The 15,664-nt window shown below is 71.5% G+C and carries 20 protein-coding genes and 1 pseudogene; 13 read left to right on the forward strand and 8 right to left on the reverse strand.

Going from position 1 to position 15,664, the window contains the following annotated elements; genetic code table 11:
- The first annotated feature begins 140 nt into the window (after nt 1–140).
- The 3 genes from C1I98_RS02950 (at nt 141) to C1I98_RS02960 (ending at nt 1,996) form a co-directional block, all read left to right on the forward strand.
- Entirely contained in the window at nt 141–590 is a 450-nt protein-coding gene (locus tag C1I98_RS02950) for a hypothetical protein (RefSeq protein WP_146607258.1), read from the forward strand.
- 166 nt (nt 591–756) lie between these two features.
- The gene (locus C1I98_RS02955; RefSeq protein WP_111165503.1) at nt 757–966 is read left to right on the forward strand and encodes a hypothetical protein; all 210 of its coding nucleotides are present in this window, start codon (nt 757–759) and stop codon (nt 964–966) included.
- A gap of 388 nt (nt 967–1,354) precedes the next feature.
- Nucleotides 1,355–1,996 (forward strand): hypothetical protein, encoded by a 642-nt coding sequence (locus tag C1I98_RS02960; protein ID WP_146607259.1) that lies wholly within the window; start codon nt 1,355–1,357, stop codon nt 1,994–1,996.
- A 100-nt stretch (nt 1,997–2,096) separates the two neighbouring features.
- On the opposite strand, the gene C1I98_RS02965 is transcribed toward C1I98_RS02960, so the two are convergent.
- Entirely contained in the window at nt 2,097–2,936 is an 840-nt protein-coding gene (locus tag C1I98_RS02965) for a TIGR03620 family F420-dependent LLM class oxidoreductase (protein WP_111165505.1), read from the reverse strand.
- Between the two features lie 208 nt (nt 2,937–3,144).
- Here C1I98_RS02965 and C1I98_RS02970 point away from each other — a divergent pair, with 208 nt between their 5' ends.
- Nucleotides 3,145–4,326, forward strand: coding sequence for a cytochrome P450 (locus C1I98_RS02970; RefSeq protein WP_111165506.1), 1,182 nt, complete (start codon nt 3,145–3,147; stop codon nt 4,324–4,326).
- 42 nt (nt 4,327–4,368) lie between these two features.
- Here C1I98_RS02970 and C1I98_RS02975 read toward each other — a convergent pair whose 3' ends face one another.
- Nucleotides 4,369–4,707, reverse strand: coding sequence for a YnfA family protein (locus tag C1I98_RS02975; protein ID WP_111165507.1), 339 nt, complete (start codon nt 4,705–4,707; stop codon nt 4,369–4,371).
- Nucleotides 4,708–4,741: 34 nt separating this feature from the next.
- Nucleotides 4,742–5,470 carry a MerR family transcriptional regulator gene (locus C1I98_RS02980; protein ID WP_111165508.1) on the reverse strand — a complete coding sequence of 243 codons (729 nt, stop codon included), beginning with the start codon at nt 5,468–5,470 and terminating at the stop codon, nt 4,742–4,744.
- Between the two features lie 129 nt (nt 5,471–5,599).
- Between C1I98_RS02980 and C1I98_RS02985 the strand changes: the two genes are divergently transcribed.
- Genes C1I98_RS02985 through C1I98_RS02995 form a run of 3 tightly spaced genes read left to right on the forward strand, consistent with a single transcriptional unit; the run spans nt 5,600 to nt 7,558 of the window.
- Nucleotides 5,600–5,998: a VOC family protein gene (locus C1I98_RS02985; RefSeq protein WP_111165509.1), complete on the forward strand. Its 399-nt coding sequence runs from the start codon at nt 5,600–5,602 to the stop codon at nt 5,996–5,998.
- Between the two features lie 19 nt (nt 5,999–6,017).
- The gene (locus tag C1I98_RS02990; protein WP_233507083.1) at nt 6,018–6,356 is read left to right on the forward strand and encodes a YciI family protein; all 339 of its coding nucleotides are present in this window, start codon (nt 6,018–6,020) and stop codon (nt 6,354–6,356) included.
- Nucleotides 6,353–7,558, forward strand: coding sequence for an RNA polymerase sigma factor (locus tag C1I98_RS02995; RefSeq protein WP_111165510.1), 1,206 nt, complete (start codon nt 6,353–6,355; stop codon nt 7,556–7,558). The genes C1I98_RS02990 and C1I98_RS02995 overlap by 4 nt, the downstream gene beginning before the upstream one ends.
- A 19-nt stretch (nt 7,559–7,577) precedes the next feature.
- Here C1I98_RS02995 and C1I98_RS03000 read toward each other — a convergent pair whose 3' ends face one another.
- Nucleotides 7,578–7,892, reverse strand: coding sequence for a sulfurtransferase TusA family protein (locus tag C1I98_RS03000; RefSeq protein ID WP_111165511.1), 315 nt, complete (start codon nt 7,890–7,892; stop codon nt 7,578–7,580).
- A 120-nt stretch (nt 7,893–8,012) separates the two neighbouring features.
- A complete protein-coding gene (locus tag C1I98_RS03005) occupies nt 8,013–8,840 on the reverse strand; it encodes a universal stress protein (protein WP_111165512.1) in 828 nt (275 codons plus the stop codon).
- 160 nt (nt 8,841–9,000) lie between these two features.
- Here C1I98_RS03005 and C1I98_RS03010 point away from each other — a divergent pair, with 160 nt between their 5' ends.
- Complete coding sequence (locus C1I98_RS03010) at nt 9,001–9,381, forward strand: DUF1540 domain-containing protein (RefSeq protein WP_233507085.1); 381 nt, start codon at nt 9,001–9,003, stop codon at nt 9,379–9,381.
- A gap of 329 nt (nt 9,382–9,710) precedes the next feature.
- A complete protein-coding gene (locus C1I98_RS03015; RefSeq protein ID WP_199536686.1) occupies nt 9,711–11,141 on the forward strand; it encodes a CLIPPER-2 domain-containing protein in 1,431 nt (476 codons plus the stop codon).
- Between the two features lie 60 nt (nt 11,142–11,201).
- Here C1I98_RS03015 and C1I98_RS43520 read toward each other — a convergent pair whose 3' ends face one another.
- Nucleotides 11,202–11,477 (reverse strand): MmyB family transcriptional regulator, encoded by a 276-nt coding sequence (locus C1I98_RS43520; protein ID WP_233507087.1) that lies wholly within the window; start codon nt 11,475–11,477, stop codon nt 11,202–11,204.
- On the opposite strand from C1I98_RS43520, the gene C1I98_RS43525 reads away from it, so the two are divergent.
- Entirely contained in the window at nt 11,406–11,888 is a 483-nt protein-coding gene (locus C1I98_RS43525; protein ID WP_233507088.1) for a Rossmann-fold NAD(P)-binding domain-containing protein, read from the forward strand. The two genes, C1I98_RS43520 and C1I98_RS43525, sit on opposite strands and share 72 nt — an antisense overlap.
- Here the strand turns inward: C1I98_RS43525 and C1I98_RS43530 are convergent.
- Both C1I98_RS43530 and C1I98_RS45505 read right to left on the reverse strand, forming a co-directional pair.
- A complete protein-coding gene (locus C1I98_RS43530) occupies nt 11,875–12,042 on the reverse strand; it encodes a hypothetical protein (RefSeq protein WP_233507089.1) in 168 nt (55 codons plus the stop codon). The two genes, C1I98_RS43525 and C1I98_RS43530, sit on opposite strands and share 14 nt — an antisense overlap.
- Before the next feature lie 188 nt (nt 12,043–12,230).
- Nucleotides 12,231–12,542, reverse strand: a pseudogene (locus C1I98_RS45505) (hypothetical protein); the annotation flags it as partial.
- On the opposite strand from C1I98_RS45505, the gene C1I98_RS43535 reads away from it, so the two are divergent.
- The 3 genes from C1I98_RS43535 (at nt 12,506) to C1I98_RS03045 (ending at nt 15,655) form a co-directional block, all read left to right on the forward strand.
- Nucleotides 12,506–12,847, forward strand: coding sequence for a TetR/AcrR family transcriptional regulator (locus tag C1I98_RS43535; RefSeq protein WP_233507090.1), 342 nt, complete (start codon nt 12,506–12,508; stop codon nt 12,845–12,847). The pseudogene C1I98_RS45505 and the gene C1I98_RS43535 sit on opposite strands and share 37 nt — an antisense overlap.
- 337 nt (nt 12,848–13,184) lie before the next feature.
- Entirely contained in the window at nt 13,185–15,098 is a 1,914-nt protein-coding gene (locus tag C1I98_RS03040) for an APC family permease (protein ID WP_233507092.1), read from the forward strand.
- A 59-nt stretch (nt 15,099–15,157) separates the two neighbouring features.
- A complete protein-coding gene (locus C1I98_RS03045) occupies nt 15,158–15,655 on the forward strand; it encodes a hypothetical protein (RefSeq protein ID WP_233507093.1) in 498 nt (165 codons plus the stop codon).
- The last annotated feature ends 9 nt before the right edge of the window (nt 15,656–15,664 follow it).

Here is a 15,664-nt window from a genome sequence, read left to right on the forward strand (position 1 = left end):
GATCACGATGCGGGCGGCCACCCGGAGGATCCGGGTCTTCCGCCGAGGTCGATCACGGTTGGGTTCCATGACGGCTTCCTCTTCTTGTGCCTGCCGGGCCATCCGGCAGATCTGACCGGACGGCCGGTGAGGTGTCGGCGGTGCTGGAGCGGGTCGCCGACGCCTCGTATGCGTACTGGGAGGTCGCTGAGCAAGGCGGGGACGCCGGTGCGGCCGTCGGGCATGACCTGGCGGTGATGGCCGAGCTGGCGGAGGTGGAGGCCGCGGCGCTGCTCGCTTCGGCCGGCCGCCGTGAGGCGGGCACCCGGGCGGCGGTCACGCGGGCGGTTGACGGCGCGATCACAGGGGAGATGGCCCGGTGCCCGGAGCAGGCGGCATGGTGGGCCCAGGTGCGGGTCCGGCATCTGCACGTCGTGTACGGGCGCGAGGGCGGGGCGGCGGCGCGGGTCACGGCGGACCTTGGCGTGCCGGTCGAGGAGGTGCGGCAGATCCTGGCGGGACCTGGGAGGCGGGCGGCGGAGCTGCGGCGGGTGGCCGCCGAGGCGGGCACCCGCACTGGCGCGGAGGATGCCCGGGAGGCCGCCCGCTAACGATCTTGAGATGTTAACGGAATGCAAACCTCACCTGGCCTGCTCACCCGCCGACGCCGGCCCCCGCACCAACCGAAAGACCCGCCCGACGGCCTCATCCAGCACCTCCGGCCGCGCCTTCGGGCTCCCTATCTGGCCGCCCGAAAGTCGGGGTCGGCCAGCATCGTTGCCGAGCTACATCCACGACGGTGAAATCACCGGCGATATCTTCCAGGCAGACGAATACGCCGCCCACTGGGCGGATCTGCCGGACGACAACAGGATGTTGCCGGAAGAAGAGCTGGAGCAGTATCTCACCATCATGGGAAGGGTCACCGGGCGGTTTCTCGACCGTGGATGGTTTTCGTCGGAAGGGCTGCTCTGCACGATTTCCTGACGCGCGTGGGGATGTCACCATGCTGCAAACGGCGGACCCTAATGCGGCCAACGCCCCCAGCATAGCCAAATCGCCCCATGGGCGTTGAATCATTTTCCCCCGATACCGAGGGCCGGCGAATGATCGCCGACTGCTCCGCGCCGGTCCTGCGGAACTCGGACCTGCTCTTTCCCGCTTCGCAGGAAACCGCCCGCTGACGATCGCGGATAAAGCCGGGCCGGGTTCCTGTTGCGGACAGGCCGCTGGCATTAAGGGCCTGACGGTGGGAATACCGGCGATGGACCGGGGTGGGCGGGCGATATAGAACGAGGGTGCTCCGGTTCGACACCGGACGGCCTCGGCCCGGTGTACGCCCGGACGGCGCACCCGGCACCCCCAGGGAGGACCAGTGAAACGCAGTCGATTAGCGGCCTGTCTGCTCGCCCTGCTCATGTCGCTGTTTTCTGCACAGGCAGTGCACAGCACCTCGGCCTCGGCCGGCGCATCCGGGAACTGCTACCCGATCTTCTGGGGAAACAAGATGGTGGACTGCGTCCCGATCCCGGTCGTGGTGGACGGCTGGTGCCGCGGTCCATGCCCGCCGCCGCCGCCGTGTCTGAGCTGCCCGTGGGAGTTGGCGATCGACTTCCGCACCTACCCGGTACTGCCGCAGAGCCAGGAGTTCCAGTACGTCGCTGATCTGACCCTGGGGTTCCACGCGTTGCACGCGGCGTCGCAGGCCGGCGACAGCACGAGCCGGAGCCGGCTTCGCGCAGAGGCGCTGGGCCACTTCCAGCGCGGCGCGCGGACGCTGGGCAGGAGCCAGGTGACGGTGGAGCAGGTCGGGCTGTTGGATCGGGCGGCCGGCGCCCTCGGACCACAGCCCGTTCCCTGGCTGGTGGCCGCCGCCAACGACATCATCGCCGGCATGAACCACCTCCGGGACGGCGGCTCAGGCCCGGGGTTGCCGTCGGGATCGACCCAGTTGGCGGTGCAGAAGTTCGACGATGCGCACTGGAAGTTCGAGATCCTGCCCGCCGCCGGTGACTGAGACGTGCGATGGACCGCGGTGAGGTCGATCCCGGTACGGGAGGCCGGGCGTCGCGATGCCGCGGTCCATCGTCGCACGGGCGGCACCCCGCTGAGCAAGGTCAGCCGATGAGGGCGTCGGCCAGGGCGTGCCATTGCGCGTGCGGGACGGTCTTCGGGTCCGTCGGCTGCACGGCGAGGACGACCTGGTCGGCGCCCGCCTCCAGGTGGCGGCGCAGGCGCGCGGCGACGGCCTCGATGTCGCCCCAGGCGACCAGCTCGTCGAGCAGGCGGTCGCTGGGCCCGGCGATGTCGGCGTCGGTGAAGCCCATCCGGCGCAGATTCTGCGGATAGCCGCCGACCTTGGCCAGGAAGCGGATGGACTCGCGGACGGTGTCCCTGGCCCGTCGCGGATCGCTTTCGAGGACGACGTACTCCATCACGGCCAAGATCGCCTCATCGCCCAGGATCCGCCGGGCCTGCGCGGTGTACTCAGGCGTGACCAGCAGGGGCAGCGCGCCGGCCGCGCGGTCGCGGGACAGCTCCAGCATCCGCGGGCCCAGCGCCGACAGCACGCGGGCGCCGGCCGGGACCGGCGGGTCGGCGGCGTCCAGGCGGTCGAGGTAGGCGTTCATGTCGCGCAGCGGGCGGGGACCGTGCATCCCGCCCAGCCCGGTGATCAGCCGCCCCGGATCGGTGGACTCCAGGTCGCGGCGCAACGCCACCACCTCCTCGGCGGCGTACACCTGGGCGGGGATGATCGCGCTGCCGACGCGGACGGTCTCGGTGGCCCGGATGACGTCCCGCAGCGGGTCCAGGGTGGCGAGCTGGCCGCCGGCGATCCAGATCGTGGCGTAGCCGAGCCGCTCCAGCAGGGCGGCGTCGTCGAGGTGGCCGCCATCAGTGCGCACGTCCAGGGTCACGCCGATGGGCCCCAGGTCGCCCCGGCCGAGCTGTGTCATCTGTCTGCCCCTTTCGTGGCGGAAGTCTTCCCCCGATGACTGCGATGTTAATTTCTCGACCTCACTTGAGGTCAACCGGCCGCCACCCCGCCACCTTCCGCGCCTCGCGGGAGGTGTCAAACTGACGTAGATATGACATCATCATGACGTCAAGATGGTGTCGAGCGCACCGTCGAGCACACCTCTGCTCCCGAAAAAGGTGATCGAAATGCTGGAGTACATCCCCGTGGCCCGGCTCGCCCTCGCCCGGGACCCGGACCGCCCCTTCGACCCGTCCGGGGAACTGGCCCGGCTGCACAAGGAGCGTCCGCTGGAGCGGTCGGCCTTCAGCGACGGCCATCCCCTGTGGGTGGTGACCGACCGCGCGTGGGTACGCGCGATCTTGGCCGACCCCCGCTTCAGCGTCCGCTACGACCTGCTGCACCAGCCTGGCGGCGGCACCATGCCGCCGGCCCGGCCCGGCGACATGACCGGCCTGGACGCGCCCGAGCACACCCGCTACCGGCGGCTTTTGACCGGCGAGTTCACCGTAAGGCGGATGCGCAGGCTCACCGCCCGCATCGAGGCCGTCACCGAGGAGCGGCTGGCCGAAATGGAACGCCTCGGACCGCCGGCCGACCTGGTGGAGGTCTTCGCCCGGCCCATCCCCGCGCTGATGATCTGCGAGCTGCTCGGCGTCCCCTACGCCGAGCGGGAGCGGTTCGAGGGCGACGCGATCCTGCTGACCGGCGGCGACGCCGACATCGAGACGGCCAACACGGCGGGCGCCGCCCTGTACGCGTACCTGAGCGAGCTGGTGGCCGCCAAGCGGGCGAACCCCACCGACGACCTGCTCAGCGGCCTGACCACGAGCGACCTCAGCGATGACGAGCTCACCATGATGGGGCTGGTACTGCTCGGCGCCGGCCTCGACACCACCGCCAACATGCTCTCGCTCGGCACGTTCGCGCTGCTGCAGAACCCCGCCCAGCTCGCCGCGCTGCGCGAGAACCCCGCCATCGCCGACAGCGCCGTGGAAGAACTGCTGCGCTACCTCAGCGTGGTCCCCTTCCTGACCCGTACCGCGCTGGAGGACGTGGAGATCGACGGCCAGGTGATCAAGGCGGGGGAGAGCGCCCTGCTCATCATCTCCACGGCCAACCGCGACCCTGGGCACTTCCCCGACCCCGACGTCCTGGACCTTCGCCGCCCGGCCGGCGGGCACAACGCCTTCGGCCACGGCATCCACCAGTGCCTGGGCCAGCAGCTGGCCCGCGTGGTGATGCAGGTCGCCTACCCCGCGCTGGTCGCCCGCTTCCCGCGGCTGCGGCTGGCGGTGCCCCCGCAGGAGGTGCCGCTGCGCGAGAACGCGGTGATCCTCGGCGTGCAGAAGCTCCCGGTCGAGTGGTGATCACGGCACGGCCGGCGAGCCCGCGCGGGTCGCCGGCACCGTTCAGCCGCCGCCCCGCGGCGCGTACATGATCACCGCCATCCCGGCCAGGCAGATCAGCGCGCCGACGACGTCCCACCGGTCGGGGCGGTACCCGTCGAAGACCATGCCCCAGGCGATCGACCCGCCCACGAAGACCCCGCCGTAGGCGGCGAGGATGCGCCCGAAGTGAATATCGTGCTGGAAGGTGGCCACCACACCGTACAGCCCGAGGGCGATGACGCCCGCGCCGATCCAGATCCACCCGCGGTGTTCGCGCACCCCCTGCCAGACCAGCCAGGCGCCGCCGATCTCCAGCAGGGCGGCGAGCACGAACAGCGCGACGGAACGAGCGATCAGCACGGTGCAGACATGCCTTTCTGATGAGGTGCGGGACTCAGGCGGGCGGGCCGAACAGCTCGGCGAGCAGGCCCGCGCCGTCCGCGGGGGCGCGCACCTCCAGGCGCAGGAGCGGGCCGTCCAGGTGGAGCCGGAAGTCGAAGAACGGGCAGCACAGCTGCTCGGCGACCGCGAGCCCGGCCACCGCCGCGGCCCGCTCGGCCGCGAGCGTCACCCGCAGCCCGCCGGGGATCGCCTCCCGCCCGGCGCCGTCGAGGAGTGCCCGCCACCGCGTGAGGCGTTCGCCGGGCTCGTCGCCGGTCAGTGAGCAGGCCACCGGCGGCGGCGCGTCCCCCATCGGCAAGGCCGTGCCCATGGCGGGCGGGGTGAGGAAGGCGCACCGCGAACCGCATCGGGCCTCGCGGTCGGGCAACGCGTCCAGATGCGCGAGCGCGGTACGCAAGAAGCCGGTGAAGGCGGCCAGCTCCCCGGCGCGGGCCTCGGCGGCCGCCAGCCGCTCCCGGATGCGCGGCCGCAGGTCGGCCTTGACCTGGGCGCATGATCCGGCCTCCCACACCGTGAGCAGCTCGGCGATCTCCTCCAGCGGTAGTCCCAGGTGCTTGGCCTCGCCGATGAACGCCAGCCGGTCCACCGCCTCCGGGCCGTAGGCGCGGTACCCGGCCGGAGTGCGCCCGGCGGGCAGCAGCCCGGCCTGCTCGTAGAAGCGCAGGGTCGTGGCCGGGACACCGGTACGCGCCGCGAGCTGGGATATCCGCATGGATGTCATACCACCGACGGTAGACCTTCCACCCGGCTCGAAGGTCAAGCCCTGAAGGTTCCCGGCCGGGGATGTCGTATCGGCGGTCCCGCCGATCGTCTTCCGAGATAGGAGCACAACCGGGACAAGGAGCCGGAAATGAACCCACGACTGAACACGATCGCCATGATCGTGTCCGATATGGATGCCTCGATGGCCTTCTATGCCCGGCTCGGGCTGGAGTTCGCGATCGACCCACGTTCGCCGGAGCACGCCGGATGCGACCTGCCGGGCGGGCTGCATGTGATGCTGGACACCGAGAAGTTTCGCACGCCCTTCCTGCCGGGCTGGAGTGCGCCGGGCGGCGGGCCGCGTACGCTGCTGTGCTTTGAGTTCGACACCCCGGCCGGGGTGGACGCCAAGTACGCCGAGCTGGTCGCCGCGGGCCATCGCGGGATCGCCGAGCCGTTCGACGCGTTCTGGGGGATGCGCTACGCGACGGTGGCCGACCCCGACGGGAGCGGCGTGGACCTGTACGCCGCGCTCCCGGCACGCTGACCCGCGAGAGGAGAACGACGTGAAGTACGTGCTGATGTTCGTCGAGACCGAACGGTTCGCCCGGGAACTACAGGCGATGGGCGAGCTGGAGCGGCAGGCCGCCTACGCGGCGGTGGGCCGCTGGTTCGCCGACAACGCCGACAAGATCACCCGTCACACGCATCTGGCCCCCGTGCACACCGCCACCACCATGCGGCTGGACCAGCCGGAGCCGATGGTCACCGACGGGCCCTACCTGGAGGGCAAGGAGGTGGTCAGCGGGTTCGCCGAGGTCGAGGTGGCGGACCTGGACGAGGCGTTGCGGCTGGCCCGCACCTGGCCGGCCTGCCCGATCGTGGAGATCCGCCCCGCCTCATGAGCGGACCCGTGCCCCGGGAGGTGCTGGCCGGTGTGGTCCGCGAGCACGCGGGCCGGCTGGCGGCGTCCCTGGTGTCGCTGCTGGGCGACTTCTCCGCCGCCGAGGACCTGGTGCAGGACGCGGTGGAGACCGCGCTGCGGCGCTGGCCGGTGGAGGGCGTACCGGACCGGCCCGACGCGTGGCTGTTCACCGTGGCCCGCCGGCGCGGCCTGGACGTACTGCGCCGCGAGTCCAACCACCGGGCCAAACTCGCCCGGCTCACCTGGCCGGGCCCCGCACCGCCGGATGACCGGCTACGGCTGATCTTCACCTGCTGCCACCCCGCGCTGTCGCGCGGCGCGCAGATCGCCCTCACCTTGCGGGTGGTGTGCGGGCTGTCGGTGGCGCAGATCGCCGCGGCGTTCATCGTGCCCGAGACCACGGTCGCCCAGCGCATCACGCGGGCCAAGCGGAAGATCGGCGAGGCCGGCATCCCCTACCGCGTCCCGGCCGGCGAGGAGCTGCCCTCCCGGCTGGGCGAGGTGCTGGCGGTCATCTACCTGCTGTTCAACGAGGGGTACCTGTCCAACACGGCCGAACGGGCCCAGGCGCGCGACCTGGTCGCGGACGCCGAGTGGCTGGCCGCGCTGCTGGCCGGCCTCATGCCCAAGGAGCCGGAGGCGGCCGGGCTGCTGGCACTGATCCGGCTGCACCGGGCCCGCGGCGCGGCCCGCTTCGACGCCCGGGGCCGGCTGGTGCTGCTGGCCGACCAGGACCGCGGCCTGTGGGACCGGCAGGCCATCGCCGCGGCCACGGCGCTGCTCACCTGCGCCGCCCACACCCACCGCAGGCCGGGGCCCTACCAGCTCCAGGCGGCGATCGTGGCCTGCCATGCCGAGGCGGCGACCTTCGCCGACACCGACTGGGCGCAGATCCTGGTGCTGTACGACATGCTGCTGCACCTGGCGCCCTCACCGGTCACCCGGCTGCACCGGGCCGTCGCCGTACGCTACGCGCAAGGCCCGGCGGCGGCGCTGGCCGAGCTGAACGCCCTCGGTGACGCTTTGGAGCGCTACCCGCTGTTCCACGCCACCCGGGCCGAACTGCTGCGCGACCTGGAGCGCCACGAGGAGGCGCACCGGGCCGATCGGCGGGCGCTGGAGCTGACCGCCAACCCGGCCCAGCAGGCACTGCTGGAAGAACGCCTGCTCGGCTGGGATTGAGCCGCGGCCCTGCGGCGGCTCAGGAGTCGGCGACCTGCCAGGGGGCCTGGGCGCGCGTCGGCCGGCTCTCGGCCTCGACCCGCACCGCGTAGGCGGCGGACGCGGGCGGCAGGGTGCCGGTCTGGACGGGCCCGAGGTAGGTGTGACCGGTCAGATGGCACCAGGCGGGCAGGTCGATCGGGGCGGCCGGATCACTCGCGATCAGGTGGACGACGCGGCCCGGTTCCAGATCGGCCACCAGGCGGCGCAGCTCGATCAGCAACAGCACGCAGCGGCGGTCACCGCCGTCCAGCACGACCGGATCGCCGGGCACGGCCGGGTGTGCGCCGCTCATGCGGCCACCGGCGCGCCGGTGCGCGACCGATCGCCCGCGAGGGCGAACGTGTCGTCCAGTTTCGCCTTGCTCACCGGCCCTCCTGGTCCATCAGTTCATGAAATAGCGTACTAGTGTGCGCTACGAAGCCCGGCCGGGCCCGCCGTGGACGACCATCAGCGGGCAGGGCGACTCGTGCAGCAGCGCCTGGCTGACCGATCCGATGACCATGCCCGCGAAGGTACCGTGCCCGCGCGAGCCCACCACCAGGAGATCCGCCCCGGTGGCGGCCTGGCGCAGGGCGCGCACCGGGTGGTCGTGGACGACCTCTTCGATCACGGTGATGCCCGGGTGGCGTTCGCGGTGGCGGTCCAGGGCCAGCGGGTCCCGGCCGGCGGGGGTGCGGGGATCACCGGCCCAGGGCGGGTTGCGGGCATGGACGGCCCGTACGGTCGCGCCGCGCAGCTCCGCCTCGGCGAAGGCGGCGTCCAGCACGGGCTCCGCGGCCGGGGAGCCGTCGACGCCGGCGACCACCTCGCCCCTGGGCAGGGCGGGAAGTTCGCGGACCACGACGACGTCGCAGGCGGCCTGACCGGCCACGCCATAGGCGACCGAACCGACCAGGAACCCGCGGACCGCGCCGAGTCCGTGGCTGCCGATGACCACCAGTGCGGCATCCCCGGATGCGGTGGTCAGCGCGGTGCGGGGATCGCCGGGCAGCAGCGACGTGCTCAGGTCGATCGCGGGGCGTTCGCGGCGGGCACGGTCGGCGGCGGCGGCCAGCACGCTGTGGCCGCCTTCGCGCATCCAGGCGGCGACCTCGGCGTAGCGGCCGGTGGTGGTGTCGCACGCCCATTGCGGGATGGCGTGGACGATCTTCAGCGGTGCCGCGCGCAGGGCGGCCTCCCTGGCCGCCCAGCCGGCGGCTTCGAGCCCTGCGTGTGAGCCGTCCACTCCGGTGATGATCATAATGTCTCCTCCAAAGCCCTCCGATCACAGATCTGCCCAGCTCAGGGCCCTATCGACGCCCGGGCTCGCACCGGCCTACGCCGATGCCAGCCCGGTGGTAGATCACCGGGCCGCCGGAGCCGCGCGGCCATGGGGAATGCTAAGATTTCACCTCCGTTTCATGGGCTTCGGAGTGGATCGCCGGAGGCCAGGGCAGCATTTTCTGAGCGGTTTCAGGGGGACCGCCCACCGGCTTTACCTCACTACGGGAATTTCCATGGAAATGCCTGTCATCAACGCATGCGAAGTAGAAGAGTGCGCCTACAACACCGAGGGCGCCTGTCACGCGCTGGCCATCACCGTGGGCGACGTCCGGCATGCCCACTGCGACACCTTCTTCAGAACTCCGGCCAAGGGAGGCGATCCCCTGGGCATCGGTCAGGTCGGCGCGTGCAAGATGGCCGGCTGCCGGCACAACAGCCAGTTCGAATGCCATGCTCCGGGGATCAGCGTCGGTTACGTGGAGAGCGCCGCCAACTGCCTCACCTATTCACCGGCCTGAACCCCCTTTCCCGGCCGCCGTCCTCCGGGTCCCCGCCTGCCCGGTACACGTATCACCGGGATAACACAGCGCGCCATGGGAAAACACGATCCATTTCGCTACGTTATGCGCCCTTGACAGTACCTCTCGTCACAGATCATGGTGGAGTCGTTCGTCCAGCGGCCCTTCGGCCCGGTGTACGCCACCCTTGCATCCGGCTTGCACCGTGCCATTTTCCCCATTTTGTGAACGGAGGTCATCTCGGTACGCGCGCCGCCGGTCGATCACGCAGCGTTGTTAATGTACCACAGGAAGTATCGACCATCTTGTGTGGCAGAAAGGATTTTTCCGTGGCGTTATCACAGAACCCCGTTCCCGGCGGTGGTGGGCAGCACATCGCGCTGGTCAACGGCAGCTTCGAGCAGCCCGTGCTCAATAGTGACATGGCTTTCCTGCCCGACGCCGCACAGAACCAGCCGAACTCGGTGCCCGGCTGGCGCACGACCGCCAGCGACCACGTCATCGAGGTCTGGCGGGACGGCTTCAACGGGGTCCCCGCCGCCGACGGGAGACAGTTCGCCGAACTCAACGCCCACCAGGTCTCCACGCTCTACCAGGACCTGCCCACCACCCCGGGCACCACGCTGTACTGGAGGTTGTCGCACCGCGGCCGGCTCGGCGCCGACACCATGGCCCTGGACATCGGGCACCCGGAGGACCCGGTGGAACAGGCCCGGATGACCGACGGGAACGATGCCTGGGGGCACTACTCCGGCAAGTACACCGTTCCGGATGGGCAGACCGTCACCCGCTTCGCGTTCCGCTCGGTCTCCGCCGCCGGCGGCAACAACAGCATCGGCAACTTCCTGGACGGCATCGTGTTCGGGACGGCACCGTCCGTGGTTCTCACCAAGAGCGCCGTGCCCGGCGGCGAGCTGGAGGTCGGCGACACCATCACCTACCGGGTCACCGCCAGGAACGAGGGCGGCTCCCCGGCCAGCCGTCTGGTGCTCACCGACACCGTTCCTGAGGGCACCAGCTATGTCCCCGGCAGCCTGCGGATCATCGACGGCCCCAACGAGGGAGGCAAGAGCGACCGGGTCGGCGACGACCAGGCGTACGTCGACGAGGCCACCGGCCGGGTCACCTTCAACCTCGGCGTGGGGGCCACCGATTCGGCGGGAGGCACCCTCGCCTCCACCCAGGAGGCCCCCGAGGGCACCACGGTGGAGTTCCGGGTACGGATCGAGCGCGCGGCGGCCGGGCGCACGATCGAGAACCAGGCCGTCGCCACCTACGACAACGCGCTCGGCGACGAGGTCGAACACCTGACCTCCACCTCCAACCCCACGGCCACCAAGATCGCGCCCCTGGCCGAACTCAGGCTGGTCAAGGCCGCCGACCGGGTCAAGGTCACCGTCGGCGAGACCGTCACCTTCCACGTTGCCGTCACCAACACCGGCCCATCCGACGCCACCGGCGTCACCGTCACCGACCCGCTGCCCGAGGGGCTGGCGCTGATCTCGGCGACCGCCACCGCGGGCGGCTACGACGCCGCGAGCGGCACCTGGACCGTCGGCGCCCTCTCCGTGGGCCAGAGCGCCACACTCACGCTGCTGGCCAAGGTCACCGAGCCGGGACCGATCCGCAACGCCGCCACCGCGACCGCGAACGAGGCCGGTCCGACCGGCGACGCGGCCGACGAGGTGACGATCTGCGCCGTCCCCGCGGCGCCCTGCCCGCCGCCCGGCGCGAACGGCTGCCACAGCCGTCCCTGCTGAACGAGGAACCCCGCTCCACCCGCGGGCGGTGCCAAAAGCCGCGGGTGGAGCGTTCCCACCTCAGGTGGGCAGGCGGGCGAGCGCGGCGGCGCTCGGACCGCCCGGCTGCGCGGTGTAGAGCACCAGCCGCAGATCGGTGCCCGGCACCAGCAGGGTCTGGCAGTCCAGGTCGAGTTCGCCCAGCTCGGGGTGGCGCAGGCGTTTGCGCAGCGTCGCTACGGGCCGTACGTCGTGCTCGCGCCAGCTCGCCGCGAACTGCGGGCTGTGCGCGGCGTACTCGTTGACCAGCTCGCCGAGCACGCGTTCGGCCGGGTAGCGGGCGCCCGCCGCGCGCAACTGGGCGGCGGCCCGCTGGTGGAACTGCTGCGCGGCAACGGAGTGCCGGTCCGCGTGGCCGCCCGTACCCCGCCCGTCGGCGACCCCGGCGCGGTCCGGTTCGACTGGCACGACACGGCCACCCACCAGGCCGCGCTGCGCGGGATGGACCGGGTGTATCTGGTGCGCACCGGCCGGCCGATCCGGGTGGTCGACGTCGACGCCGAGGCGGTGGCGGGCGACTACCGGGCCGCCGGGGTGCCGGCCGGGTTCGCCGCCGCCCTGGCCGCCGTGGACGCCGATCTCAGGTCCGGCCGGGAGGACATGGTCAGCACGGCGGTGCTGGACCTGACCGGCCGCCCGCCCCGGCCCTTCGCCGAGTTCGCCGACGACCACGCGGGCGAATGGGCGGCCGGCGTCAGGGACGCGTGAAACCCGGGATCGGGTCCAGGCCGGTGAGGCCGGCGGTGAGGTCCCACAGACGCGCCGCGAGCGCGGTGTCGGCCAGGTGGCCGCGGACCGGTTCGAGGACCGGCCGGCCGCGGAACCCGAACACGCGGGGCCCGTACAGCTCGCCGCCGCGCACGTCCGGGTCCAGGACGGCCCGGACGGCGGGCCACGCCCGAAGAGCATCTGGGCGAGCTTGGATCGCACGTAGGCGCGTTTGGGCCGGTAGTCGCGCGTGCTCTGCGGATCGGCCAGGTCCAGGCTTTCGGACTTCGCGGTGAAGCTGCCGGTGGTCACCACGCGGCTCGCGGGCGCGGCCGCCAGCAACGGGGCGAGGTGGGAGACCAGCGCGAAGTGCCCCAGGTGGTTGGTGGCGAACATCAGCTCGTGGCCGGCCGCGGTCTCGCGCCGGGGCCGCCGGTCCAGCAGTACTCCGGCGTTGCAGACGACCGCGTCCAGCCGATCCAGCCGATCCAGCCCGTCCAGCCCCAGCGTGCCGGCGCAGGCCTCGACCGAGGAGGGGGCGGCGAGATCCAGGCGGACGTGGCGGACGTCCGCGCCGGGGAGGCGGGCGCGGATCGCGACCCGCGCGGCCTCGGCTTTTGCCGACGACGGGACGCCGCGAGCGCAAGAAGGCACAGACCCGCCGGGCGCTCTCGGAGGCCGCGCTGCGGCTGTTCGGCGAGCGCGGCTACGACGGCGTCACCGTCGCGCAGATCGCCGACGAGGCCGACGTCTCCATCGCCACCCTGTTCGCGCACGTGCCGGACGGCGAGAAAGCGCTGATCTTCGACGACGGCGACGAACGCGGTGCATGGCTGGTGGCCGCGGTCCGCGAGCGCCCCCCGGGCATGCCGGTGCTGGCGGCCCTGCGCCGCTGCCTGGCGGCCCGGGGCCCTTCGCCGCAGACCTGCCGCCCGACCTGCGGCGCAAACGCGACCTGATCGTCAGCACGCCCGCCCTGCGGGACTACTCGCGCAAGCTGTGGATCGCCGCCGAGAGCTGCCGCGTCCCCGGCGACCTGACCGTGCGCGCCCTCGCCCGCTACATCCTGGAGATCCCCGAGATCGCGGGCGCCGAGCCCGATCCGCCGGCCGCGCTGCACGCCATCTTCGACCTCCTGCAATCCGGCTGGGCCGATTGACCCGGAGGCGGCCGGGCCGGCTGCCGATCCGCGCTGACGAATATTGACGTTTTCTTGACGCCATGATCACGCGGGACGCCCCTGCGGGCTCAGTAGCGTGCATTCGTCTTACTTGTGCCAGTAGCGGAGGTGACCCGGTGGCCGACGCGCTTCCGGAGCGAAGGATGCGGCGGTGGCTGCTGAAGGGTCTCAAGCGTCCCGAAGGGCTGACCAGCGCACCACCTGAGGAGGAGGCTCCCGAACATCAGCACTCCTGGTGGCAGGTCATGTGCCTGACGGGCGTGGACTACTTCTCCACGCTGGGCTACCAGCCGGGCATCGCCGCGCTGGCCGCGGGCGCGCTCAGCCCCATCGCCACGCTGGTCTTGGTGGCGCTGACCCTCTTCGGCGCGCTGCCGACCTACCGGGCCGTGGCCGGGCAGAGCCCGCACGGGCTCGGATCGCTGTCGATGCTGGAGCGGCTGCTGCCCGGCTGGCGCGGCAAGCTGCTGGTGTTGTTCCTGCTCGGGTTCGTGGCCACCGCCTTCATCGTCACCATCACCCTGTCGGCGGCCGATGCCTCCGCGCACATCCTGCACAACCCGTTCGTGCCGCATTTCCTGGCCGGATGGCAGGTCCCGATCACCCTGGTGCTGATCGCGGCCCTCGGCGGGGTGTTCCTGGCGGGGTTCAGCGAGGCGATCTCCGTGGCCGTCGTCCTGGTCGCCGTCTACCTGCTGTTCAACCTGATCGTGGTGGGCACGGCGGTGGCGCACGTGCTGGCCGCGCCGGAACGGGTGGCAGGCTGGCAGAACACGCTGAGCACCGACTACACCAGCCCGATCGCCATGGTCGCGGTCGCGCTGTACGTGATGCCGAAACTCGCCCTGGGCCTTTCCGGCTTCGAGACCGGGGTGGCGGTCATGCCGCTGGTCAAAGGCGACCTCACCGAGCGGGTCAAGGGCGCGCGCAAGTTGCTGACCACGGCCGCGCTCATCATGAGCGTCTTCCTGATCACCTCCAGCCTCGCCACCACCGTGCTCATCCCACCCGCCGAGTTCGCCGAGGGCGGGTCGGCCAACGGCCGCGCGCTGGCCTACCTCGCCCACCTCTACCTGGGCGACTGGTTCGGCACCGCCTACGACCTGTCCACCATCGCCATCTTGTGGTTCGCCGGAGCCTCGGCGCTGGCCGGCCTGCTCAACATCGTGCCGCGCTACCTGCCCCGGTACGGCATGGCCCCCGACTGGACCCGCGCCTCGCGCCCCATGGTCCTGGTCTTCACCGCCATCGCCTTCGGCATCACCGTGTTCTTCGGCGCGGAGGTGGAGACCCAGGGCGGCGCCTACGCCACCGGCGTGCTGGCCCTCATCCTGTCGGCCGCCGTCGCGGTCACCCTGTCGGCCCTGGTCCGGCGCCGCACCCGGGCCGCCGTCCTGTTCGGGCTGATCACCCTGGTCTTCGCCTACGCCGCCGTCGCCAACATCATCGAACGCCCCGACGGGCTGGTCATCGCCCTGCTGTTCGTCCTGGCCATCGTGGCCGTCTCGCTCATCTCCCGCGCCACCCGCTCCACCGAACTGCGCGTCACCCGCATCAGCCTGGACGACGCGGCCCGCCGCTTCATCAACGAGTCGGCCGAGATCTACCTGATCGCCAACGAACCCCACGGCCGCGACGCCAAGGAGTACATCGACAAGGCCCGCGAGGCGTGGGAGCTGCACCGGCTGCGCACCGCAGAAGGGCTCCTGTTCCTGGAGGTCACCGTTCCCGACGCCTCGGAGTTCGCGGGCGAGCTGCGGGTCACCGGCGAGGAACGCCACGGCTTTCGCATCCTGCGCATGCACAGCACCACGGTCGCCAACTCCATCGCCGCCCTGCTGCTCCACCTGCGCGACCTGACCGGCAAGACCCCGCACGTCTACTTCCATTGGGCCGCCGAAGGCAACCCGATCGGTTCCCTGCTGCGCTACCTCGTCTTCGGCGGCGGCGACATCCCGCCGCTGACCCGTGAGGTCCTGCGCCAGGCCGAACCCGACGCGACCTGCCGCCCCATCGTCCACGTCGGCTGAGCGGGCGGGCTGCGAACCAGATGGCCTCTTCGGTCGTCCAACGGGGCATGAACATGCACATGATCGCCCATCCTGCCCTTGCCGCGCTGGTGGCGGCGGGCCTTGCCACGGCCCTGGCCGCGGGCCCCGCGCACGCACAGGCCGTGCGCCCGGTGTTCGGGCCGACCGGCTTCGCGGGAGTGAAACTCGGGGTGAGCGCCAAGGCCGCCAAGGCCGGCGGCAAGATCACCTACAAGCAGGGCGGCGCGCCCGGTTGCAGCGGCTGGGACCTGAAGTCCTATCCCACCGGCCGCGACGCCGTCGGCCTGTACATATCCAAGAAGCGCGGCGTCGCGGTGATCTTCGCGCCCAAGGGCGTCAAGACCAAGGAGGGCATCGGCCTGGGGTCCACCTACAAGCAGATCAAGAAGGCCTACCCCAAGGTGAAGAGGGCGGCCGGCGGCTTCCCGTACGTCACGGTCCCGGGCAACCCGAAGGCCTACTACTCGTTCCTGATCGGCAAGGGGAAGGTCTACGAGATGGCGCTGGGCCTGCACACCCAGGACTGCGTCAACTGACCCGCCCGC

Origin of the sequence: Spongiactinospora gelatinilytica, from assembly GCF_003236385.1 — a bacterium.
Taxonomy (GTDB): Bacteria; Actinomycetota; Actinomycetes; order Streptosporangiales; family Streptosporangiaceae; genus Spongiactinospora; species Spongiactinospora gelatinilytica.

Excerpts from the sequence above, each read along its gene's own strand:
- C1I98_RS02965 (WP_111165505.1), bottom strand. The coding sequence starts at position 2,936 with ATGACACAGCTCGGCCGGGGCGACCTGGGGCCCATCGGCGTGACCCTG.
- C1I98_RS02970 (WP_111165506.1), top strand. The coding sequence starts at position 3,145 with ATGCTGGAGTACATCCCCGTGGCCCGGCTCGCCCTCGCCCGGGACCCG.
- C1I98_RS03005 (WP_111165512.1), bottom strand. The coding sequence starts at position 8,840 with ATGATCATCACCGGAGTGGACGGCTCACACGCAGGGCTCGAAGCCGCC.
- C1I98_RS03010 (WP_233507085.1), top strand. The coding sequence starts at position 9,001 with ATGGGCTTCGGAGTGGATCGCCGGAGGCCAGGGCAGCATTTTCTGAGC.
- C1I98_RS03045 (WP_233507093.1), top strand. The coding sequence starts at position 15,158 with ATGATCGCCCATCCTGCCCTTGCCGCGCTGGTGGCGGCGGGCCTTGCC.
- C1I98_RS03000 (WP_111165511.1), bottom strand. The coding sequence starts at position 7,892 with ATGAGCGGCGCACACCCGGCCGTGCCCGGCGATCCGGTCGTGCTGGAC.
- C1I98_RS02980 (WP_111165508.1), bottom strand. The coding sequence starts at position 5,470 with ATGACATCCATGCGGATATCCCAGCTCGCGGCGCGTACCGGTGTCCCG.
- C1I98_RS02985 (WP_111165509.1), top strand. The coding sequence starts at position 5,600 with ATGAACCCACGACTGAACACGATCGCCATGATCGTGTCCGATATGGAT.
- C1I98_RS02995 (WP_111165510.1), top strand. The coding sequence starts at position 6,353 with ATGAGCGGACCCGTGCCCCGGGAGGTGCTGGCCGGTGTGGTCCGCGAG.